Raw genomic sequence first — 22,511 nt, forward strand, 5'->3', positions numbered from 1 at the left:
AACTTAAGGTAGTAATGTAAATGCGCCTTTCACAAGAATCTTAGAATTTTCATCCAAATTTTGATTGGGATAGATTTCGACCTCCTCATCATTCTGCCTTCCCAATTTAACTTCCACTTTGGTTAGTTGAAAGCTTCCATTGTTGTTGCCTCTTTGAATCAAAACATAGGGAATTCCATCTGACTCAACAATTGCTGAAGCAGGTAAAGACCATCCCTCTTGTGGCTCTAATTTTATTTTTGCTTCCAAAAACATTCCCGGCACTAATTTATCTTCAAGACTTTCATCTAATAAATGTGCGTGGATAGGGACAAACCTTTCTTCGCTGATTGCTTTTCCAACCACATGAACTTCTGCAGCAAATTCTTGTCCTGGCATATCGGGCATCGTGAAACTTACCAGCTGTCCTTCTTTCACATTCATTGCATCCTTTTCAAAAACGCTCAATTCAATGTGCATATGATTGGTATTAATGAGCGTTGCTGCTTTTGAAGCAGAGGGCAAGAATGCCCCTGGTACGGTAAAAATTGATTCAACAAATCCTGAAATCGGAGAAATAATTGGGACTTTTTCTTTAATATTCTCAGCCGTCAAATTATCGGTATTCACATGAATCATCCCCAATTGTTTTTTAAGGCTTTCAGCTCTTGCCAAGGTTGTCTTATATTCTGACTCAGCTTTTAAATATCCTTTTTGGGAAGCTATTTTCTCTGAGTATAAAGTCTTCTGTCTTTCAAATTCCTCCTTTAAATAATTCAGTTGGCTGGAAGCCTCCAAATAATCTTGTTGCAATTTTACAAACTCAGGGCTTTCCAAATAAAACAGAACTTCTCCTTTACGAATTTGCTGCCCTTCTATCAGTTTTAATCCGCTAACATAACCTCCGTAAAATGGCGTGATATCCTGCATCCCTTCAACTGGAATTTTTATCTCTCCTTGTACTTTCACCTCTTGGGAGAAAGTTTTTAACACAATTCCACCCCACTTCATTTCCATAGCCTCAAATTGATCTTCGGTAAGAATAATTTGATTTGGATCAGATTCCATAGACTGAACCTCAATAGAATTCCCACTTTCATCCGAATTAGAACTACATCCGATTAGCGTTGCAAAGCTCAATGATAGTAGTAGCGTTGCGTAAATTTTTGATTTTATAGCTTCCATCAGTTGATGAGGTAATTAATTTCTAAAATATTGATTTGATAATTATATCTGCTTTGCAAATACTGAAGCGTGATATTCATTGAATTCTCCATAAGCTGCACATATTGAAGGAAATCTATTTCTCCTTCTTGGTAAGATCGCTGGGCCTGCTCCATCAGTTGAGTGGCAAGCTCTTTTCCTTCCTCTTGATAATATCGAATTACTTCAGAGTTTTGATCCAGCTTATATTGCGTTTGATTATATCGGGAATTCAAATTATTCTCATAGCTCATTGCTTCCAACTCCATCATTCCCCTTTGAAACTCACTGGCTCTGACTTGAGATCTTTGTGCTCCAAAAAACAATGGGACGGTAATTCCACCATGGATCCCAGGGTATATTTTGGAATTTGGGTAACTATTAGACCCTCTAAAAACATCAATCTGAATATCTGGCAATAGCTTTCTTTTTTCCACCTGAACTTGATGCTCGGCCTGAATCAATGCATTTTGATAATAGTTGACACCTGGATGTGACTCTGTTTCAAAGGTGATTTCTTCCTCCATCTCTATTTCCGTAGGCACTATTTGTAAGTCCCCTTCCCAGTTTAATTGAGTTTTCAAATCTTCTATCGCTACCCGGTAATTTTGATTTGCTTCTGTCAATTTCAAAGCAATTTCTCTTTGCTTTCCAGAAGCTGTCAATTTTTCCAAATAATTGGTTTCGCCTAATTCAAACCTTCGATTACTGGCCGAAGCAAAGGCTTTGTACAAACTATCTAATTTGGAATAATGGGCTTCTACTTCTTTCCAGTGAACTGCTGTGATGTAGGCCTTGCTAACTTGTCCTTTAAGTGTGCGCTCTTGAAGATTTAATTGGTTTTCAAGCATTGCAACCTGATCTTGCAGGACATTTTTCTGAGCTGAATACAAGGAAGGGAAAGCAATGTTTTGACTAATTCCCCACTTGTTGTTAGCAAAACCATTTTCGGCAATATCATTTTCATCCCGAGAAAAATAAATCTGTGTTTTGGCGAGATCCCAACCTGCCCCTGTTCTTACTGTTGCTGCTTCCAACCCTTTTGAAGCAGCTTGGTAATTCAAGTTCTTTTCTATTGCAATTGTAAGAGCCTCATCCAAGGTGATCTTGCTAGTTTGATCTTGAGCAAATAACACCGTTACATTCCCTAAGAAAAAGAGAATCAAAATACTTAAACCAACTTTTTTCGCTTTAGAAAAAGAAAGCTTTGCTCCTCCTTTGAATAATACGTAAAGCACAGGCAATACGACCAAGGTCAAAACCGTCGCAGAAATCAGACCTCCAATTACCACAGTGGCCAGCGGCCTTTGAACTTCCGCTCCTGCGGACTCGGAAATTGCCATGGGTAAAAAGCCTAGAGCTGCTGCGGATGCGGTTAACAATACAGGTCTAAGTCTCTCTTTGGCACCAATAAGTACCAACTGCTTGATGTCAGAAAATTTTGATTCCATAGATTTAAAATGTTCTATCAATACAATCCCGTTCAATACCGCAATGCCGAACAAGGCTATAAAACCGACTCCAGCAGAAATACTAAATGGTAGATCTCTAATCCATAAAAGCAGTACCCCTCCAATGGCAGATAGTGGTATTGCTGAATAAATCATCAAGGCATCTTTTGCCGAAGAAAAAGCAAAATACAGCATGACAAAAATCAAAAATAAAGCTATTGGAACTGCTATCATTAATCTATCTCTTGCTTGTTGGAGGTTTTCAAATTGTCCTCCATAATCTACTCTATATCCTTCGGGGATATTTATCTGCGTTCTGACAATCTCCTGAATATCATCTACCACTGACTGGAGATCCCGATTTCTCACATTTACGCCCACTACTATTCTTCGCTGTGTATCGTCCCTTGAAATTTTAGCTGGACCTTTTGTATAGGAAATTTTTGCCAACTCACCCAAAGGAACACTACCTCCACTTGGAAGTAAAATTGATGCTTGTTCGAGATTCGAAATATCTTTTCTAAAATCTTTCTCAAATCTAACAACTAGGTCAAACTGCCTTTCACCTTCAAAAACAGTCCCTGCGGTAGCTCCGGCAAAGCCCATTGTCACGATATCATTTAGCTCAGAAATATTCAATCCATATTTTGCTATTTTACTTCGATTGTATTCAATCTTCATTTGAGGTAACCCGTCTACTTTCTCAATGGTAATATCCGCAGCCCCTTCCACACCTTGGATAGCTGCTTCAATTTCCTGTCCTGTTTTGAGTAATTGATCCAAATCCTCTCCAAAAACTTTGATTGCCAAATCTGCCCTAACCCCAGTAATAAGTTCATTGAATCTCATCTCAATCGGCTGTGTAAACTCAAAATCAAGGCCCGGAATAATGCTTAATGCCTCTTTAAACTCATCAGCCAATTCATCTTTGGTTTCAACTGTCGTCCATTCATCAGGTGGAATCAAAGTCACAATGACATCTGTTTCTTCCATAGACATAGGATCAGTGGGAATTTCAGCAGCACCTATTCTTGTCACCACCTGATTCACTTCAGGGAATTTCTTTAAGATTTTTTCAATCTGTGTCATGGTTTCCACGGTATTGGTCAGGGTAGTTCCGGTCTTCAAGACAGGTTGAATTACAAAATCCCCTTCATCCAATGTTGGAACAAACTCGGATCCCATCGTTGAAAACAAAAAGACCGTTGCAACAAGCAAGGTGAAAGCTGTTCCAAGTACGATTTTAGCATGGTCAAGCGCCCATTTAATCGAAGGTTCATAAACCTTATTTACATTCCGAATCAGTATAGTTGATATATTTTTTGGTCCAGGAGGTGTGGTCTTCAGAAACATTGCAGACGCTACAGGCACATAAGTTAGTCCTAAAATCATTGCTCCGATTAAAGCAAAACTGAACACCTCAGCCATTGGCCGAAACATTTTCCCTTCTACTCCAGAAAGTGAGAGAATAGGGATAAAAACAATGATGATGATAATCTGACCAAAAATAGCTGAATGCATCATTTTTGACGCACCATGTAAGGCTACCTTATCCTTTTCTTGTTGAATTTCATTTTTACCTAAACCAGCAAAATTATGATGGATCTGGGTAAATCTGTATGCAATAAATTCCACAATGATTACAGCACCATCAATGATAATCCCGAAATCTATGGCACCAAGACTCATCAGATTTGCATCAACCCCGAAGATATACATCATAGACAGCGCAAAAAGTAAACTAAGTGGGATTACAGAGGCTACAACTAAGCCAGACCGAAGATTCCCCAGGAGCAAAACCACTACAAATACTACGATCAAACAACCTTCGATCAAGTTTTGGGAGATGGTTGCCGTGGTTCTTCCTACCAATTCAGATCGATCAAGAAAACCATTGATAATAATTCCCTCAGGTAGACTTAGCTTCATTTCTTCAAGCCTCTCTTTAACCCGGTCAATAGTTGCTTTAGAATCAGCCCCTTTAAGCATCATCACCTGACCGAGAACTTTTTCTCCTTCCCCATTTCCAGTTATTGCACCAAAGCGGTTGGCATGGCCAAATCCTACTTCTGCTATATCTCTTATGTAAACAGGAGTGCCATTTCTAGACTCTATTACGATATTTCCGATATCCTCTAAGCTTGTGACCAAGCCTTCCCCTCTAATGAAAAAACTCTCATTGGTTTTCTCTATATATCCACCACCTGCAATTGAATTGTTTTGCTGCAATGCCCGAAATACATCAGACAAACCAATTCTCATCCCTCTCAATCTCTCAGGGTTGATGGAAACTTCGTATTGCTTTAAAAATCCTCCCCAGGTATTCACTTCTACTACCCCTTCGATTCCAGACAATTGCCGTCTTACAATCCAGTCCTGAATAGTTCTTAAATCTGTGATGGAGTATTCATTTTCATATCCAGGGGCTACATCTACTACATATTGGTAAATCTCTCCCAAACCCGTTGTGATTGGACCCATGAAGGGCTGACCAAATCCTTGGGGAATACTTTCCTGTGCAATTTTTATTCTTTCTGCAATCAGCTGTCTTGGTAGGTAGGTCCCCAGGTCATCTTCAAAAACGATCGTTACAACGGATAAGCCAAATTTGGAGACGGAACGGATTTCCTTTACACCGGGAAGATTTGCCATTTCCAGCTCAACCGGATAGGTTAAATACTTTTCGACATCTTCTGTTGCTAAGTTTCTGGAAGTGGTGATTACCTGAACTTGATTATTGGTTACATCTGGAACAGCACCAATGGGGAGGTTCATCAGGGAATAGATTCCAAAACCAATCCATCCAATGATGATAAGAAAAATGATGAGCTTATTATTTATGCTCCAATGAATAATTTTGTCTAACATAGAATCAACTAGTAATTAGACAAAAATCTATAATAATTAAGAGAGCATGCTTATTAAAACCTTAAGATTACCTTAAATATGCGAAATGGCTAGAATCCCAGACGAAAGGTACTACCGTGCCCAATCTCACTGGAAACACTAACATCAATCCCACTTTCCTGAGCTAATTTCTTGACTATCGCCAAACCTAAACCCGTACCGGGGATCAACTTTTCAAGAGCGGATTGATCTCTATAGAAAGGATCAAATATTTTTCTAATCGACTCTTCACCAATGCCTTGCCCCTTATCATTTACAAAAATAATCGGTTTGCTATTTTCATATTTTACCTCCAAGTCAATGGGCCCTTCTGAATATTTAATAGCATTATGAATTAAATTATTCAGAATCATCTGAAGCGATTTCTCACTCACTTTCACAAATAATGGAATTGACTCTCGAGTATGAAAATGAATTTCTCGACCGGTTTCTTTTTGAATCTGTTCTGCAACCTCCTCTACAAATGATAGGATTTCTACCTCATCCTTTGGAGAAATAGCTCCTTTTTCGACTCTAGCCAGCGCCAACAATTGATCAATCATAGAAGACATCCTATCGATGCTAGATAAAGCAGTCTGAATTTTATTGACATACTCCTCCGATGTTCTCGGCTTTCTTATCAAAACCTCCAAAGTTCCTCGTAACACAGATAAAGGGGTTCTCAATTCATGGGATGCATCGGAAGTAAACTGCTTTTCACGAATCATGGACAACTCCAATCGATTTAAGAGCTCATTGATTGACTTGGTCAATTGACCTATTTCGTCTTCTTGATCAAAAACCGGAACCCTTTCATTCAGGCTACTCTGTGTGATCTGATTGGTTTTCGCGATAATCTCTTGAATGGGTTGAATACTTTTTCCTGCGACATACCTCATTGTAAAAAACAAGGATATTAAAATCCCTGGGTATAATAGAAGTAATATATTCCTTAGGTTATTTAATAGTTCACGGGCATCTTCAAACGAAGTAGCTACTAAAAGATAGCCTTCTTCTTTTCCATTATGCTTCAAAAGCATTTGCTTTTGCCTTACTTCCTGATCACCAATTTTTATGGTCCATGCACCTTCTCTGGATTTCCAATCGGGATGAAATGCCAACCTATTTGAACCAAGATTAGGAGACTTATCCATAGAATTTCCTTCCAGATCGACAATTTCAATAAAAATTGGATTTAGCTGAATTTCCTGATGCTCTTGTTCTTGCCATTCATCTTTATGGAGAAATTTTATTTCTCCATTTGCCAAAAAAATCTGTCCTACATGTTTATTGGATTCAATTTCTAATTCCCTATCAATATTATCCACCACCGTAAAGTCCACCACTAAATAGATGATACCAAAAACCACCATCACTAGTAAGGCAGTGACTAAGGTTAATCTTTTGGCTATTTTCGCTTTGTATGACTGTTTCATTTTTCCTTGGCTATATATCCCACGCCTCTAACTGTCTGAATGTAATCTTCCTCTTTCTGAAGATCCAATTTCTTTCTCAGGGAATTAATGAAAACATCAATAACTCCTGTATTGTATTCAAAATGAATATCCCAAACGCTCTCAATGATTCGAGTTCTTCTGCAAACTTTATTTTTATTTCTTAATAAATATTCCAATAAGGCAAATTCCTTTTGCGTCAATTGAATCTCAACTCCGTCTTTAAGAACCTGATGCCTATCAGTAAACAATTCAATTGGACCCAATGTGAATTTCTCATGTTCACCAACTTTTGACCGCAACTGCACTCTGATTCTCTCCAATAACTCCTCAAAATGAAACGGCTTTTTGATATAATCATTTGCTCCGGATTGTAAACCAAAAATCGTTTCATCTACCGTATCTTTCGCGGTCAAAAAGATGATTGGGGTGGTTGGAAATTCTTTTCGGAACTGCCTCATTATTTCTATCCCACTCAAACCGGGAAGCATCCAGTCCAACAAAAGAAGTTCATAATTACCGGAAAGTGCCAATTCAAGGCCTCTCTTACCATTTTCTGCTACATCCACGGCAAAAGCTTCCTCCTCCAATCCTTGTTTCAAGAAATTGGAAATTCCTGGTTCATCTTCTACAACTAAAATCCGCATAGCTTATTGATTTTGGATTATTTTTAAAACTTTCCAGCCATCAAATTCATTTAAAAATAACTCATAGAATAAAAATTCAGAAGGGTTATTAGGGAGATCGGTATCAATATATCCTACCCAATCACTGGTAGAATAATCAAAACCTGCTTTTATCGCAGCAATTAAACCAGCATTTTTTTCAAAAGAAATAGTATGACAATTAGGTTCATTTTGGCAAACAGTCTTAATTTCTGCAAGACTCCCATCCGTTGATCCATCATTAACAAAAAGTAAAGGCGCATCCAGTTTGATTTTTTTTAAATAAGGCCGAAAAGATTCTAGGACGGCAGAGATACCTTCCTCCTCGTTGTAGACTGGAATAATTATGCTGATTGATGACATGCCAGAGTTAAAGCATCTAAGGTCTTAGTATTTTTTTATTACCTCCCTCAATAAAAGCTTAAGATTTCCTTAAAATCATTTCTCTAATGACCAAGAAACTACTCCAACCATACTATCTGCTGTACCATAATAAATTAGCCATTTCCCTTCAAAATATACTAATCCTTCTAGAAAAGTAGTACCTTCTGGATATTGACCAGACTTCTCGAAAGGAAGGGTTGGCTGGATAAAAGGCTCTTCTAAACGATCTAATAATTTCCAAGGCTCTTTCGCTGAAAAAAGTGCCTGACCGCCTGTGTAAACCCGGTTTCCAAGGTTCTTCACACCTACGTTTTGGGAGTTTCCGGCATTATAAAGAACTACTATTCCATCTTTAGTCAAGACTGGTGGTGGTCCTGCCTCTACCAGCCAAGAATCAAAGAATCCAGGTCGGGGACTCAAAACAGGAACTCTATTTCCCTCATGATTTTCTACAGGCTCCCAATGAATTAAATCAGTGGATGTAGCTAACCAAATATGAGGTACTCCATAATACATCCAGTATTTCCCATCGATTTTAGCTGCAACTAGCTTGTCTCCTTTGAGTTCCGTCACAATAGCTCCAGATTTTGACTCTATGTTATGGTATTTTCCTTCTTTCCATTCTTTAAAAATTGGACCGTGCTTATCCCAGTTTCGAAGATCTTTGGAAGTAGCCACAGCTAATCTTGGAACTTCTCGATTCCATTGGGTATAAGTCAAAACATAGAGCCCTTCTTCAGTTTCTACAATTCTTGGATCTTCCGTACCACCTGTCCATTCAAACTCTTTCTGATTATCGTCTTTTGGAAAAAAAATAGGTTCTTTTTCCCTTTCAAATAAAAATCCATTCTCAGAAATGGCTAAGCCAATTCTTGAGGTATGACCTCCGATTTCTTTTTCTCCTAATTTTTCCTCCGCCCGGTATAGCACATGAACTTTTCCATCTTTAATAATGGCTGCGGGGTTAAATGTAGCCATAGATTCCCAAGACACATCCTTGCCACTCATTGGGTCTTTAAAAATCGTATTTGCCTTTGGTGAAATGATAGGTTCTGCATCAACTTGCCTTAAAAAGGGTCCAAATGTCCATGTCTTTTCCTGAGCTTGGACAGAAAAAAAAATGATAACTAGGAATAGGAAAGAAATCAGTTTCTTCATGAGGAGTTTTTTATCGGGAGTCAAGGTAGGGTTTTGAGGCCTAGAAAAAAACTTCAACTACAAATGAAACTAATCCCAAATAGAGTCTATGCCATCTCTAAATCCCTTTTTACGGTTGGCTTTTTCTTCGCGGATTTTTTCTTCTTTTTGTTTAGCCAAATGAGGGTACCTGTTATAGGAAGGCTGGTTGCGATTAAGCAAGCAATAAACCATATAAACTTTGTGAACTGTCCAAAAATATCTCCGGTATGGAGCGATTTGACCGACCTACCAACTTGCTGTCTAAATGGCAAGTCTGAAAATAAATTTGCTTCTACGATGTCAAGAGAATTTGGATTTAATTTTAATTGATCTGAACCAGATCTGGCAAAAAACCCTGTCTTGTACTTGCTAACTCTTACCAATTCATTTTCCTTGTCAGCAAGCGAAATTCTATAAATCCCTTCGTAAGGCAAGGCATTATTTGTCGCTTCTATTATTTCATCGAGGGACGCAATTCTACCAGATGACATCAATTCCTGTTCTTTCTTTTCGACTACTTCGGATCTTTCATTAGGGTCTCTGTAAGTATCCCAGGTTTTTTGCCATCCTTCTCTATACCATTGAAACGACCAAAATGGGCCAGTTGCTCCCATCAAAAGCAAAAAAATCAGGGAATAAAATGCCAAGGTATTGTGTAAATCATGGTTGACCCGCTTCCAATTTGCATTCCATTTCACTTTAAGCCCCTGTCTCCAGTTTTTTACTTTTTTTGGAAACCAAAGTAGGATACCCGTGATCACTCCTAAAGTAAATAGCAAAGTAGCTATGCCATTAATTAATCTTCCCAGATCTCTATTAGACATGCTTTCTAAAATTGGTGATTCGACTCTATCGAGCATCAACCACCTATGGAGACTGAACATGTAACCCATAAATTCAGCTGCAGAAGTCTTCACACCTGCATCTCCTAATATTTCGCCTGAATAGGGATTGATGAAATACGTCGTCCCACTACCCTTCTCATCTTCCTTCCTTAAGGTAAACTGCACACTTTGCTCTGGCTCATTATTCCAATTGACACCTATCACTTTTGAATCTAGTTCTGATTCCAATTTCACCTTCAATTCTTCTGCTGATAGTCTTGATGATGATTCCTCCACCTGATAGAGTTCAGGATTTGAAAATTCCCTAATCTCAGTATTATAAACATAGATCGTTCCACTTAAACAAACTGCTATAACAATAATCCCTGAAATTAAACCTGCATAAAGGTGAATTTCATTTGCAATGTTTCTTACAGATTTCCAAAGAGTAGATAAATTCATAATTGGCATTTATAGGTCAATCGGTTGAGTGCAACCCGTATTTCTTATTCAACTGGCCAAAAATAATAATCCTAATTATTATTTAGACTAATTCCATTTAATTTTTTTTTAAAAAATATCTGGAGTATCAATTACTTATGATTAATGGACAATTTATTTTACTTTGCCTCCCGCTTAATTATCTTATTTATACATGAAATCTTTTCCTTCATTCCTTATTTTACTTTCAATCCTACTTATTACTTCATGTTCTGAAAATTCGGTAAAAGAAATTCCTGAAGTCAGCCCAGAATATAAGGAACTACTCGATGCTCATGGTGATTGGTCAAAGTGGATCCGTGCCAAAGCAATGAGTTTTTCAATGATTCATGAAACTAATCTTACACGAGAAAATTACTTTATCAATTTAGATTCCCGGAAAATCAGGTTGGATGCTGACAATTTTTCAATTGGAAAAGATGATGAGGGAACATGGATAAGACCTTCAAGAAGTGCATTTGGAGGCACTTCAGTTGATTTTTACCATAATTTGTATTTTTACTTTTATTCAATACCCTATGTTTTTACAGATCCTGGGATAGAAGTAAAACAAGTAGAAAATAAGATGTTAAATGGTACTTCTTATAAAACTTTGGAGGCCAAAATGAGTCCTGAGAATGGAAAATCGCCGAATGATAAATATTTCATGTTGCTTAATCCAGAAACAGGTAGATTGGAATACCTTTTATATACCGTTACTTACTTTGGAAATCCCTCTCCAACTTTTAGTGCACTGAAATATGAAGATTACAGAAACGCAGATGGATTGATCTTCCCCAGACTAATGACAGGTTATAACTTTGAAAATGATTCTACTAAAGGAGTTAAATATCAGGTTAGTTTTGGAGATATTTTGTTGCGCGAAGAACCTTTTGAAGATTCTGTTTTTGATAAACCTGATACTGGCGTTTATGCAAATTAACTTTCAAGAAGTTGGATTTGGACATTTGTGAACAGGGTTGATTTTCCTAGTCCTGAAAAAGACCCTTGAACAGGAGAAGCCAGTTTAGGTTTGGCATGAGCTGCAAGTGGAATATAGCGATGATCAGTCAACAGCCCAAGACTTGGATCTAAACCTATCCACCCAGCTCCTGGAAGAAAAACCTCAAGCCAAGCATGAAGTTCATGTCCATCATTTAATTCTGGATTAAAAGCATATCCACTTATAAACCTTGATCCCAGTCCCAAATTGCCCAGGATATTCATTAGCATCCAAGCTAAATCCCTGCATGATCCTCTTTTGGAGTTAAAAGTAAATTTGGGCTCCCAAATATCTTCCTCATGTCTAATAATATGATCCCATCTTTCATGTATTACCGATGTTATCCCTACTAAGAATCCTATTAAATCTTCATTCCCCTTCCAACATTCAGCAATCAAATCCTGAAATTCCTCCACTTTATCGTCAAAAATAAAGTAGGAAATCAAACCCTTTTCTAATCCCGAATAATTGAATTTTGGAAAAGGATCATTTTCGAAGGATTGAATAAACTGATCATCGACTAAAAAAGAAAAAGGGTTAAAACGCTTGAGCTCTAAAACTAAATTGCTTTGGATATTTAAGGAACTAGCAAGTTCAGTAAACCAAACCAAAGAATAAAAATTTCCAGATAGATCTTGTCTGGAACTTTGATTTTCAGGTTGAGGGTCAATCTGAATACTTTGTTCTATTATTTCAAAGTGAAGCCTATATTGAGGAAGTAGATAGAGGTGATGAACACCTAAGAAAACCTGATTTTCATAAGCATACGCTGTGGTGTGTTGAACTTGTAATCTCATTTTGATTTTTCTTAGATTTCTTCGAAAAGGTTTTTATTTTTTTACCTGATTTTAAATAAGGCAAAAAGGTTATCGCAATTGATAGACTTTAAATTGATCTAAGCTCCAACCTTTAGAAAAATCAAACTCAATTTTTACGATTGCTCACTTGTTTGCGACTGTTGGACCACATTATCTTTTATTTTGAAAAAGTTATCATTCACTTGATTAGAAATGTGGTTGATTTTCAATTGTAAACTATCCAGATATTCGTGTAGGCCTATGTTTATGATCTCTCCTACTTCCGCAAATTCCAATTTGGATCTTAACTCTCCCATTGCTTTTTCTGCAGAATTTTGATATCCACCTGAATTGTTTCCCGAAATGGCCAAAAGGCAGGATTCAGCTTCTTTAATACAGTAGTAAATAGATCTTGGGAAATACTTATTCAAAACCAAAAATTCCACTACGCCAGCTGGATCAATGTTTCCATAAAGTCTTCTGTAAGAATTAAATCCTGTTACAGACTTTAGTAATGCCATCCAGTGGAGAAAATCCAGAGGAGTGCCCACTTCTTTCGGAGAAGGCAATAAAATATGGTATTTCACATCTAAAATCCGGGACGTTTGATCCGCGCGTTCAAGAAATTGTCCTAGTTGCCTAAAAAACCAACCTTCTATCCTCGCCACGGTATTATCAGCAATCCCATAAATAAGCAAAATCTGGTTTTTTATTTTCTCAAAAAAATCTCTTGGATCTTCCTTTTTCCACAATTTTTTTTCAGCTCCATGTTTTATCATATAATAGAGCTCATTGACCTCTTCCCAAGTTTCTTTACTTAAATTTTCCCGAATAATCCGAGCATTTTCCCTTGCTTGGCTGATGGAATTGATCATGGAATTAGGATTCTTCTCGTCAAAAGATAAAAAGAATAAAACCTGATCGCGGGAGAAAGTTTTATGTGTCTCCATATAGGCGTTTAAATCACCTGTTGCAGCTATCAATGGCTGCCACTGTTCCTTAAGATCCATTGGCAGATCCTGCATCAAATTAAAGTTCACATCAATAAAACGAGCATAGTTTTCTGCTCTTTCCAGGTATCTCCCCAGCCAATAAATATGATTTGCTACTCTGCTTAGCATAAATTCTTTTAGTTATATAATACCCATGTATCTTTACTTCCACCTCCCTGAGAACTATTCACTACTAGGGATCCTTTTTTGAGCGCTACGCGGGTTAATGCCCCAGGAATAACTTCAATATCTTCCCCATATAAAATATACGGTCTCAAATCCACGTGTCTTCCTTCCACTCCTTCCTCTGTAAGACTAGGAACCGTCGATAAGGATAGTGTGGGCTGAGCAATATAGTTTGTAGGATTATTTTTAATAAGTGTTTTGAAATGCTCGTGCTCCTCCTTGGTGGACTTTGGACCTATCAACATGCCATATCCACCTGCAGCATTCGTCTCTTTCACCACCAAATTATGAATATTGTCAAGGACATATTTTCTGTCCTCCTCTTCCCTACACAAGTAGGTGGGTACATTGTTTAGGATTGGTTCTTCGTCCAAATAATATTTAATGATTTTAGGAACATAAGCATAAACCGCTTTATCATCTGCCACACCAGTTCCTGGTGCATTCGCAAGTCCTATGTTTCCAGCTTTGTAAGCTTCAAAAATCCCTGGTACGCCTAACATAGATGCGGGATTAAAGACCGTGGGATCCAAGAAGGTATCGTCTATTCTTCGGTAAATCACATCAATTTGCTGTAATCCCTTTGTCGTTTGCATGTAGACTTTTTTGTTTTCTACAATCAAATCAACCCCACTGACTAACTCTACTCCCATTTGAAGTGCCAGATAGGAATGTTCAAAATATGCTGAGTTATAAATACCTGGAGTCAAAACACCAACAACTGGTTTTGCTTTTCCACTAATATTCTGCAACATTTTTAAAAGCTTAGCAGGGTAATCAGAAACGGGCATTACACCTTTCTTAATAAACAAATCAGGGTATACTCTTTTTATTATTTCTCTACTTTCCAGCATATAAGAAACTCCTGAAGGACATCGGAGATTATCTTCTAAAATATAATACTCTCCATTTTTGTCTCTGATCAAATCAGTCCCGGTGATATGACACCAAATGCCTTTTGGCGGAGTCAAACCAATACAAGGCTTTAAATAATCTTTGCTTTTCAAGATCAATTCAGCCGGAACTATTCCATCTTTTAAAATTTTTTGATCATTATAAATGTCCTGAAGAAATAAATTCAAAGCATAGACTCGCTGCTTTAGACCAGCTTCCAACTTTTTCCATTCCTGATTTGAAATAATCCTAGGAATGATATCCAGATGTAGGATTTTTTCCATCCCTTGATTGTCATGATACACATTAAATGTCATCCCCATAGCCAACTGGGTCTTGTTAGCTGAATGCTGTAGATGCTTCATTTTTTTTGTTGAAGCTTTATCTAAAAAATTGAAAAACCCTTCGTAATGAGGACGAATCTCTCCTTCTGAAGTAAACATTTCATCAAAATGCTCCCCTGCATTATATCCATCTGTTTTCATTAAAAATTCACTTTAAAATTTGAGGTTAAATAAGATAGGTTAAAATAGACAAAAGTCAAATTTTATCACATTTTCTGATCATTTTTTTACCAATTACAACTAATTAGAAGTAAATATTCAAGAAACAGCTCAATTTATTAATCAATTGAAACAAACAAAATTATGTATAAACATTTCGTTCCTTAAATTGTCTCCTTTGTTATTTATTCTGATTTACTCCTTTTTATTTAAGTAAAAAATAGTCAGAATCCATACTAGAAACTACTTTTTATCCACTTATTAAAAGCTTTATTTTACAGAATGAATCATCAAACCGTTTTGACTGAAAAGCAAACCCTTATTTTAAGGTTGACTGCCTGGAATACTTGGAAAGATCTTCTTTTCATTTCCATAGGTATATGCATGGCAAGTATTGGATTAAAAGGCTTTCTCCTCCCAAATGGTTTTTTTGATGGTGGTGCCATGGGGATGTCACTGTTACTGGAATTATTGACACCGGTCAACTTATCTGTTTTGATCGTTTTAGTTAATATCCCCTTTATTCTTTTGGGAGCAAAACAATTTTCTATCGGCTTTGCTGTTAAATCGAGCCTAGCCATTCTCGCCCTAGCGCTGCTGGTACACTACATAGAAGTTCCAACCATTACCGCAGATAAACTACTTATTGCCGTTTTTGGTGGATTTTTTCTGGGAACAGGAATAGGATTCGCAATTCGGGGAGGTGCTGTGATTGATGGAACAGAGGTATTGGCAATTTCTGTAAGTAGAAAATCCAGTTTAACAGTGGGGGATTTTATCACTATTTTCAATGTATTCCTCTTTGCATTTGCAGCCATTCTAGTAGATCTTGAAACAGCCATGTATTCTATGCTGACTTATATTTCTGCCTCCAAAACCGTAGATTTTTTCATCAATGGTGTCGAGGAATATTTAGGTGTAATGATTATGTCACCTCAATCAGAGGAAATAAAAAACATGATCTCATTTGAATTAGGAAGAGGTGTCACGGTATTAAAATCTGATGGAGGCTATGGTGAGAAAGCCAAAATTCTTCCGGATCGAAAGGTTCTTTTCTGCGTAATAACAAGGTTAGAAGTGACCCGTTTGTTAGTGGCCATAGAAAAAATTGACCCTAAAGCTTTTGTGATTCAATACCCAATCAAAGACACGAAAGGAGGAATGATCAAAAAAAGGCCGATGCATTAAAAAGGAATTGTTAAACTCAATTTTCAAATCAAATTATCAATTTGATAATTAAAACTTCAATTTTTAAAACTGATCATTTGTTACCATCTAAACCTTTTCTGGTTTTCAATATTATTGAAGCAAAAATTGCAACTAGTTGGCCACATTCATCTTGAACAGAATTTCTATTTGAAATTTTTTCGACTTCGATTTCTTCCAATATTTTCAAAGTCGTCCGAGACTCCTTTAATTCTTTTAGAATAATCCCCATTTTATGAATAAAGTCTCTCCCGCTCTCAGCACCTTGTGCCTCTCCATAGTTTAGACAAGCTCCTGTAATTGATCTTATAAGCTGTTTCCTTAAGTGATCAGATGCAAAATCATTAGGCAAATAGGAACAGTATCGAATAGTGTTTCCCGCAAGCTTTACTAGTCTATCCTCAAGATCATATTCTTTTGCCATCTTCTAAAAAATTAATTTGACTAAAAATAAAAAACTCAAACCAGATTTCATTCTGATTTGAGTTTGAAAATTGATTATTAAGACTTCTTAGCTGATAGCAGATCCACTAGCAGTAGCTTCATGTGGCGTCAAAAGTTTCAACTTACCATCTTTATCTTCTGCCATCAGGATCATTCCTTCCGAGTCAATTCCCATCATTTTTCTTGGTGCCAAATTGATTAGCATCACCACTTGCTTACCGATAAGAAACTCAGGTTCAAAATGCTCTGCCACACCACTCAAAACTGTTCTCTCTCCCAAACCTATATCTACTTTCAGTTTGATTAGTTTTTTGGATTTAGGCATTTTCTCCGCCTCTAAAACGGTTACTACCCTCATGTCCAACTTTGCAAAATCATCATAGGTGATGATTTCCTTCATTGCTGGTACTGGTGCATTTGCAGCTTCGTTTTCTTTTTTCGCGTCCATTAGTTTCTGTACTTGTTTATTTACTACTACATCTTCAATTTTTTCAAATAGCAATCCCATTTCGCCTAAGGCAGTTCCTGCTTTCAATAATTCGGCTTGCCCGGCATCTTCCCAAGCAATTTTCTTCATACCAAACAAATCCACTAGCTTACTTGCTGTAAATGGAAGGAATGGTTCTGAAACAATTGCCAAATTCGCAGCTATATTCAATGCAATATTTAGGATGGTCGCAGTTCTGGATTCATCCGTTTTGATGACTTTCCAAGGTTCGGTATCGGCAAGGTATTTATTACCTAATCGCGCCAAATCCATCACAATCCCCAAAGCCTCACGGAATCTATACCTTTCAATAGAGTTTGCAATTTTTTCAGGGAATTCCGCCAAGGCTTCCAAAACCTCCTGGTCATATCCAGTAAGTTCACCTTTTAATGGAATCACGCCTTTATAATATTTATGGGTTAATACGACTGCTCTATTCACAAAATTCCCATAAATCGCCACTAGCTCTGAATTATTTCTTCCTTGAAAATCCTTCCAGGTAAAATCATTGTCTTTCGTTTCAGGTGCATTGGCAGTTAATACATATCGAAGTACATCCTGCTTACCAGGAAACTCTTCCAAATACTCATGCAACCAAACCGCCCAGTTTCTGGAGGTAGAAATTTTATCTCCTTCAAGATTTAGAAATTCGTTTGCCGGAACATTATCTGGCAATACGTACCCTCCATGGGTTTTTAGAATCGCCGGGAAAATGATGCAGTGGAATACGATATTGTCTTTTCCGATAAAGTGAACCAGTTTGGTGTCCTGATCTTTCCAATAAGGTTCCCAGTCAATTCCCTTTTCTGCTGCCCATTCTTTGGTAGAAGAAATGTATCCGATAGGAGCATCAAACCATACATAGAGCACTTTGCCTTCCGCATCTTGCAATGGCACTTTGATTCCCCAATCCAAATCTCTAGTCATGGATCTAGCCTGCAAACCATCTCCGGCTTCCAGCCAAGAACGACATTGGCCCAAAACATTGTTTTTCCAATCTTCCGCATGATCTTCCAGAATCCATTTTTTCAAAAAGTTCTGATACCTCGCCAAATCCAAAAACCAATGCTTGGTTTCCTTTAATACTGGAGTTCTACCACTCAATTTCGATTTTGGATTGATCAATTCTGTAGGGCTCAAGGAGCTTCCACATTTCTCACATTGATCTCCATAAGCATGCTCGTTTCCGCATTTTGGGCAGGTCCCTTCAATGTATCGATCCGCCAAAAACTGCTTAGCTTCCTCGTCGTAATATTGCTCTGTGCTTTGCTCTAAGAATTCTCCTTTTTCATAGAGATCTTTGAAAAATCCCTGCGCGGTTTCATGATGTACCGGAGCAGAAGTGCGAGAATAATGATCGAAGCTGATTCCGAATTCTTTGAAACTCCCCTTCATGATCTCATGATAATAATCCACCACTTCTTGAGGGGTTTTACCTTCTTTCTTGGCTTTAATTGTAATCGCTACGCCATGCTCATCTGATCCGCAGATGTATGCTACATCTTTGCCAAGACTGCGTAAATAACGCACGTAGATATCAGAAGGAATATAGCACCCTGCCAAATGTCCGATATGAAGCGGGCCATTTGCATAAGGAAGTGCAGAGGTAACAGTATAACGTTTGAAATTTTTATGACTCATATGAGTAAATCTATTCGGATTCTAGAAAGGTGATATGCTATTGAGATTCGATCAATTTGGGTGCAAAGATATGAAAATCAACCGAAGCTGACCTTAGGCATTTGCAAATTCGTTTCGAGCCTCTTCGGTCAAAATCCCATTGTAAATTATCGTGGTCGCCTGATCATAAATATCGGCAGGAGGAATTTTCATTCCTTTTTGAATAGACTCTGGAAATTGGTGGATGAATTTTGGATCTAGCAAGGATTGCACAGCTGCGGCATACATCATCACCACCAGATTAATATTTACATTGGTATTTACCAAACCGAGTGTAACTCCCTGAGATATTAATTGATGAAACCTCAGGTAAGCCGATTCATTGATGTAATTCTTCAGTTCCTTCCACACCTCAGGAGCATGCTCTCTCAATTCTTCTAAAAGTTCTGGATTGATGGGGGCCAAGTGCGTCGCCATCACAGTCAAAGTGGATTTCAACTTCAATGGAAATGGCAAATATCTATTATCCAAAATCCCTTCCACTTTCGCCGTTATCTTCAACTTCAGCACTTCAAATGCAGCAGAAAGCAATTCCATTTTGCCTGGATAATATTTATAAAGTGTCTTTTTACTCATTCCCAGCGACTGAGCGATATCATCCATCGTGGTGTTTTTGTAGCCTTTTTCCAGAAATAACGCATAGGCAAACTCCAAAATCTTGCTTTCAATATTCGTCTTCTTGCTCATAATTTTGCCACGGAAATCAGGGAAACAAAGATTCAAAATAAAGGAAGGATATACAATCGAAACAGGAATCGAAAAATCAAATAGCCCTTGATTTTTCTATTAGTTAATTCTATGTATTTCTTTTCTGAGTAAGTGAATCATTAAAAGGAAACTACTTCTGCAAAGGACCAAATCATAAAGATTCCGGACAAAAATTTAAAAGCCCTTTCGAATACTCCACTACATTTATTATGTTCTGTTTTGCATTCCGTTAAACAACTTCTTGTCAATTCATGTCTAAATTCTCACTGCTAATCAAAAACATTGTTCCTTCCCAACCGAAGTCTTATTTTTACCAGCCCTAATTTTTCATTACGCCCATGAACCAAAAGGAAGCCGAAAAGCGAATTGCGCAGCTCACTAAAGAAATCAATCATCACAATAATCTCTATTACCAAGAGAGTAATCCTGAGATTTCGGATTTTGAATTTGACAAACTACTAGAAGAGTTAATCCAACTGGAAACAGAATTTCCGGATTTGCTTGATCCAGATAGCCCGAGTCAGCGTGTGGGTGGCACCATTACAAAGGAATTTCAGACAGTGGAGCATTCCACTCGAATGCTTTCTTTAGGAAATACTTATTCCCAAGAAGAATTATTGGCTTTTGATGAGCGTGTAGTTAAAGGATTAGGGCATACCAATTTCGAATATTTCTGCGAAATGAAATTTGATGGAGTGGCCATTTCTTTGGTTTATGAAAACGGTCGTTTTGTACGCGCAGTCACCCGTGGAGATGGATATCGAGGGGACGACGTGACAGCAAACGTGAGGACAATCAGAAATATTCCGCTTCATATCAAAGGAGACGACATTCCTGCCAAATTTGAGGTGCGTGGAGAGATTTTTTTGCCGTTGAAAGAATTTCTAAAAATCAATGCAGAGCGTGAAGAAGCTGGTGACACATTGCTTGCCAATCCCCGAAATGCAGCCTCTGGAACGCTTAAAATGCAGGACTCTTCTGTCGTTGCCAAGCGACGTCTGAATTGCTACTTTTATCAATTGCTTGGAGATGAAATTGGCGTTCAAACTCATTCTGAAGCTATTTCACTAATTGAAAAATGGGGTTTTAACGTTTCTCAGACTTATAGAAAAGTTGAAAATATCCAGGAAGTTATCCAATATATCGAAGACTGGAAAGAGAAGCGGTTTACATTACCTGTTGACACGGATGGAGTTGTTTTAAAAATCAATAATTATGATCAGCGGGAGGAACTGGGCTTTACTGCTAAAAACCCACGCTGGGCGATCGCCTATAAATACAAAGCAGAAAGTGCTGAGTCCGAATTACTTTCAATAACGTATCAAGTTGGCCGAACTGGGGCAATTACCCCTGTGGCAAATCTTTCACCAGTGAGTTTGGCCGGAACAACAGTCAAGCGCGCTTCTCTTCACAATGCCAATGAAATTGAGCGACTGGATTTACATGAAGGCGATTTTGTCTTTGTAGAAAAAGGTGGAGAAATCATCCCGAAAATCACAGCAGTAAATCCTGAAAAAAGAAAAGCCGGCGCTAAACCAATCGCTTACATCACTCATTGTCCAGAGTGCGGCACCCAACTGGAGCGAAAGGAAAGTGAAGCCAAACATTATTGTCCAAATGCTGAATCCTGTCCTCCACAGGTGCTTGGAAGAATTGAGCATTTCGTCCACAAAAGAGCGATGGATATTGACTCGATGGGAACGGAGCGGATCAGGGCATTGATAGAACAGGGTTTTATCGGGAATTATGCCGACATCTATGATCTGGAAGGCAAAAAAGAAGAATTACTAGGACTTGAGATGTCCCAGGATCAATACGAAACCGAAGGAGATGGATTGCTTTATATCACCCTTGAAAAGGCACTTTTTGCATTGACTGAACAGATTTCATTTAAGCAAATTCATGATTTCCTGATAGAGAAAGCTGAACTTCCGTTGCCCGAAACCTTAAGGGCATTTCAGGAAAAAATCCGGATCTGGAAGAAAAAAGTGCCTTCAAATGTCGGAATGGTAGAATATCTGATCAATCATCTGAAAGATCATAAGCTCCCAAAACTGGAAGATTACGTTCCGGTTGCTGTAGTTTTGGAGATTTTGCTTGGAAGGCGGGTCGAATTTGAAAGAATTCTGGAATCGAGTAAAACTGAAGGAACCGTCCATGGCATTCTTCTAAAACTCAATTTAGACCTCTCTCCTGAAATTACGGATCGCATCAAAAAACTAAAAGCTAACACATTCCAAGACGGAGTTATTTCAAACATGATGGAAGGGATAGCGGCTTCAAAAAACCAACCTTTTGAAAAGGTGCTTTTTGCTTTAGGTATAAGAAATATCGGTGAAAATACCGCGCAGCTTCTGGCTCGTCATTTTGTGAGTATTGAGCGGATTCAAAAAGCTACTTCCGAGCAACTTTTGGATGTCAATGGCGTAGGCGAAACTTTGGTAACAAGTATCCATGATTTCTTTGCAAATGAAGAGAATCTGACGATCATCAACAGATTGAAAAGCCATGGGTTGAAATTTGAAATTGAGCAAAATGAATCATCCCAAATGGGAGATCAATTGATAGGAAAGAGGATTTTGGCCAGTGGAAAATTAGAACATTTCAAGCGAGATGAAATTAAGGATACCATCATTTCACACGGAGGTCAATATATTTCTGCTGTTTCCAAAAATTTGGATTTCATTATAGAAGGAGCTGAAATGGGCCCTAGTAAGAGGGAAAAAGCTGTTAAATTGGGAATTCCATTGATTTCAGAAGAAGATTTTCTAAAAATGATCAATAAATAATCCGAATTTCACCAACTCTTAAGATCAATTCAAGGAAGCATCTTATCTTTGACCACAAACCTATTAAAATTAAAATGAATCAGTTTACAGGCACCGGAGTCGCTCTTGTCACCCCTTTTCATGATGATTGTTCAATAGATTTTTCTGGCTTGAAAAAGCTTATAGACTATGTCATCGAGGGAGGTGTTGATTATTTGGTGGTTTTAGGCACCACTGGGGAAAGCGCCACATTGACTCCAGCCGAAAAAAAACAGGTTTTAGCTGCTTGTATTGAATATAATGCTGGAAGAGTTCCGGTAGTTTATGGTATTGGAGGA

General features: G+C 37.8%; 17 protein-coding genes. 4 read left to right on the forward strand and 13 right to left on the reverse strand.

All coding sequences use genetic code 11. The features are described 5' to 3' along the window. Positions 1-3 precede the first annotated feature (3 nt). The 7 genes from AAGF08_RS14025 to AAGF08_RS14055 all read right to left on the reverse strand — a co-directional run bounded on the left by AAGF08_RS14025 (position 4) and on the right by AAGF08_RS14055 (position 10,487). Entirely contained in the window at positions 4-1,164 is a 1,161-nt protein-coding gene (locus AAGF08_RS14025; protein WP_343511864.1) for an efflux RND transporter periplasmic adaptor subunit, read from the reverse strand. After that, on the reverse strand, positions 1,164-5,501 hold the full coding sequence (locus tag AAGF08_RS14030; protein WP_343511865.1) for a CusA/CzcA family heavy metal efflux RND transporter: 4,338 nt from the start codon (positions 5,499-5,501) through the stop codon (positions 1,164-1,166). Before AAGF08_RS14030 ends, AAGF08_RS14025 begins: the two co-directional genes overlap by 1 nt. A gap of 89 nt (positions 5,502-5,590) precedes the next feature. Further along, a complete protein-coding gene (locus AAGF08_RS14035) occupies positions 5,591-6,955 on the reverse strand; it encodes a HAMP domain-containing sensor histidine kinase (RefSeq protein WP_343511866.1) in 1,365 nt (454 codons plus the stop codon). Beyond that, on the reverse strand, positions 6,952-7,620 hold the full coding sequence (locus tag AAGF08_RS14040; protein ID WP_343511868.1) for a response regulator transcription factor: 669 nt from the start codon (positions 7,618-7,620) through the stop codon (positions 6,952-6,954). The genes AAGF08_RS14035 and AAGF08_RS14040 overlap by 4 nt, the downstream gene beginning before the upstream one ends. Positions 7,621-7,623: 3 nt before the next feature. Then, on the reverse strand, positions 7,624-8,001 hold the full coding sequence (locus AAGF08_RS14045; protein WP_343511870.1) for a glycosyltransferase family 2 protein: 378 nt from the start codon (positions 7,999-8,001) through the stop codon (positions 7,624-7,626). Positions 8,002-8,076: 75 nt separating this feature from the next. Beyond that, on the reverse strand, positions 8,077-9,180 hold the full coding sequence (locus AAGF08_RS14050; protein WP_343511871.1) for a glycoside hydrolase family 130 protein: 1,104 nt from the start codon (positions 9,178-9,180) through the stop codon (positions 8,077-8,079). A gap of 86 nt (positions 9,181-9,266) precedes the next feature. Then, positions 9,267-10,487 carry a PepSY-associated TM helix domain-containing protein gene (locus AAGF08_RS14055; protein ID WP_343511872.1) on the reverse strand — a complete coding sequence of 407 codons (1,221 nt, stop codon included), beginning with the start codon at positions 10,485-10,487 and terminating at the stop codon, positions 9,267-9,269. Between the two features lie 193 nt (positions 10,488-10,680). On the opposite strand from AAGF08_RS14055, the gene AAGF08_RS14060 reads away from it, so the two are divergent. Then, the gene (locus AAGF08_RS14060; RefSeq protein ID WP_343511873.1) at positions 10,681-11,448 is read left to right on the forward strand and encodes a DUF6503 family protein; all 768 of its coding nucleotides are present in this window, start codon (positions 10,681-10,683) and stop codon (positions 11,446-11,448) included. Here the strand turns inward: AAGF08_RS14060 and AAGF08_RS14065 are convergent. From AAGF08_RS14065 to AAGF08_RS14075, 3 genes are all read right to left on the reverse strand, one after another. Continuing rightward, on the reverse strand, positions 11,445-12,305 hold the full coding sequence (locus AAGF08_RS14065) for a transglutaminase family protein (RefSeq protein ID WP_343511874.1): 861 nt from the start codon (positions 12,303-12,305) through the stop codon (positions 11,445-11,447). The genes AAGF08_RS14060 and AAGF08_RS14065 overlap by 4 nt on opposite strands. A 134-nt stretch (positions 12,306-12,439) precedes the next feature. Then, the gene (locus AAGF08_RS14070) at positions 12,440-13,426 is read right to left on the reverse strand and encodes an alpha-E domain-containing protein (RefSeq protein ID WP_343511875.1); all 987 of its coding nucleotides are present in this window, start codon (positions 13,424-13,426) and stop codon (positions 12,440-12,442) included. Between the two features lie 8 nt (positions 13,427-13,434). Next, a complete protein-coding gene (locus tag AAGF08_RS14075; protein ID WP_343511876.1) occupies positions 13,435-14,862 on the reverse strand; it encodes a circularly permuted type 2 ATP-grasp protein in 1,428 nt (475 codons plus the stop codon). A 300-nt stretch (positions 14,863-15,162) separates the two neighbouring features. Here AAGF08_RS14075 and AAGF08_RS14080 point away from each other — a divergent pair, with 300 nt between their 5' ends. Further along, complete coding sequence (locus tag AAGF08_RS14080; protein ID WP_343511878.1) at positions 15,163-16,068, forward strand: YitT family protein; 906 nt, start codon at positions 15,163-15,165, stop codon at positions 16,066-16,068. Positions 16,069-16,141: 73 nt separating this feature from the next. On the opposite strand, the gene AAGF08_RS14085 is transcribed toward AAGF08_RS14080, so the two are convergent. From AAGF08_RS14085 to AAGF08_RS14095, 3 genes are all read right to left on the reverse strand, one after another. Next, positions 16,142-16,510, reverse strand: a complete 369-nt coding sequence (locus tag AAGF08_RS14085; RefSeq protein WP_343511880.1) for a four helix bundle protein — start codon at positions 16,508-16,510, stop codon at positions 16,142-16,144. Between the two features lie 87 nt (positions 16,511-16,597). Continuing rightward, the gene (gene metG, locus AAGF08_RS14090) at positions 16,598-18,658 is read right to left on the reverse strand and encodes a methionine--tRNA ligase (RefSeq protein ID WP_343511881.1); all 2,061 of its coding nucleotides are present in this window, start codon (positions 18,656-18,658) and stop codon (positions 16,598-16,600) included. 93 nt (positions 18,659-18,751) lie between these two features. Next, entirely contained in the window at positions 18,752-19,384 is a 633-nt protein-coding gene (locus AAGF08_RS14095; RefSeq protein WP_343511882.1) for a TetR/AcrR family transcriptional regulator, read from the reverse strand. A 359-nt stretch (positions 19,385-19,743) separates the two neighbouring features. Between AAGF08_RS14095 and ligA the strand changes: the two genes are divergently transcribed. Together ligA and AAGF08_RS14105 are read left to right on the forward strand one after the other, a co-directional pair. Beyond that, positions 19,744-22,194 (forward strand): NAD-dependent DNA ligase LigA, encoded by a 2,451-nt coding sequence (ligA, locus tag AAGF08_RS14100; RefSeq protein WP_343511883.1) that lies wholly within the window; start codon positions 19,744-19,746, stop codon positions 22,192-22,194. Between the two features lie 74 nt (positions 22,195-22,268). Beyond that, the coding region (locus tag AAGF08_RS14105) for a dihydrodipicolinate synthase family protein (RefSeq protein ID WP_343511884.1) at positions 22,269-22,511 on the forward strand (243 nt) is incomplete at its 3' end.

The organism is Algoriphagus sp. SE2 (genome assembly GCF_039563885.1).
GTDB lineage: Bacteria > Bacteroidota > Bacteroidia > Cytophagales > Cyclobacteriaceae > Algoriphagus.

Bases quoted from the DNA above. Each gene is read 5' to 3' on its own strand.
- AAGF08_RS14025 (WP_343511864.1), bottom strand. From the start codon at position 1,164: ATGGAAGCTATAAAATCAAAAATTTACGCAACGCTACTACTATCATTG.
- AAGF08_RS14030 (WP_343511865.1), bottom strand. From the start codon at position 5,501: ATGTTAGACAAAATTATTCATTGGAGCATAAATAATAAGCTCATCATT.
- AAGF08_RS14035 (WP_343511866.1), bottom strand. From the start codon at position 6,955: ATGAAACAGTCATACAAAGCGAAAATAGCCAAAAGATTAACCTTAGTC.
- AAGF08_RS14040 (WP_343511868.1), bottom strand. From the start codon at position 7,620: ATGCGGATTTTAGTTGTAGAAGATGAACCAGGAATTTCCAATTTCTTG.
- AAGF08_RS14045 (WP_343511870.1), bottom strand. From the start codon at position 8,001: ATGTCATCAATCAGCATAATTATTCCAGTCTACAACGAGGAGGAAGGT.
- AAGF08_RS14050 (WP_343511871.1), bottom strand. From the start codon at position 9,180: ATGAAGAAACTGATTTCTTTCCTATTCCTAGTTATCATTTTTTTTTCT.
- AAGF08_RS14055 (WP_343511872.1), bottom strand. From the start codon at position 10,487: ATGAATTTATCTACTCTTTGGAAATCTGTAAGAAACATTGCAAATGAA.
- AAGF08_RS14060 (WP_343511873.1), top strand. From the start codon at position 10,681: ATGAAATCTTTTCCTTCATTCCTTATTTTACTTTCAATCCTACTTATT.
- AAGF08_RS14065 (WP_343511874.1), bottom strand. From the start codon at position 12,305: ATGAGATTACAAGTTCAACACACCACAGCGTATGCTTATGAAAATCAG.
- AAGF08_RS14070 (WP_343511875.1), bottom strand. From the start codon at position 13,426: ATGCTAAGCAGAGTAGCAAATCATATTTATTGGCTGGGGAGATACCTG.
- AAGF08_RS14075 (WP_343511876.1), bottom strand. From the start codon at position 14,862: ATGAAAACAGATGGATATAATGCAGGGGAGCATTTTGATGAAATGTTT.
- AAGF08_RS14080 (WP_343511878.1), top strand. From the start codon at position 15,163: ATGAATCATCAAACCGTTTTGACTGAAAAGCAAACCCTTATTTTAAGG.
- AAGF08_RS14085 (WP_343511880.1), bottom strand. From the start codon at position 16,510: ATGGCAAAAGAATATGATCTTGAGGATAGACTAGTAAAGCTTGCGGGA.
- metG (WP_343511881.1), bottom strand. From the start codon at position 18,658: ATGAGTCATAAAAATTTCAAACGTTATACTGTTACCTCTGCACTTCCT.
- AAGF08_RS14095 (WP_343511882.1), bottom strand. From the start codon at position 19,384: ATGAGCAAGAAGACGAATATTGAAAGCAAGATTTTGGAGTTTGCCTAT.
- ligA (WP_343511883.1), top strand. From the start codon at position 19,744: ATGAACCAAAAGGAAGCCGAAAAGCGAATTGCGCAGCTCACTAAAGAA.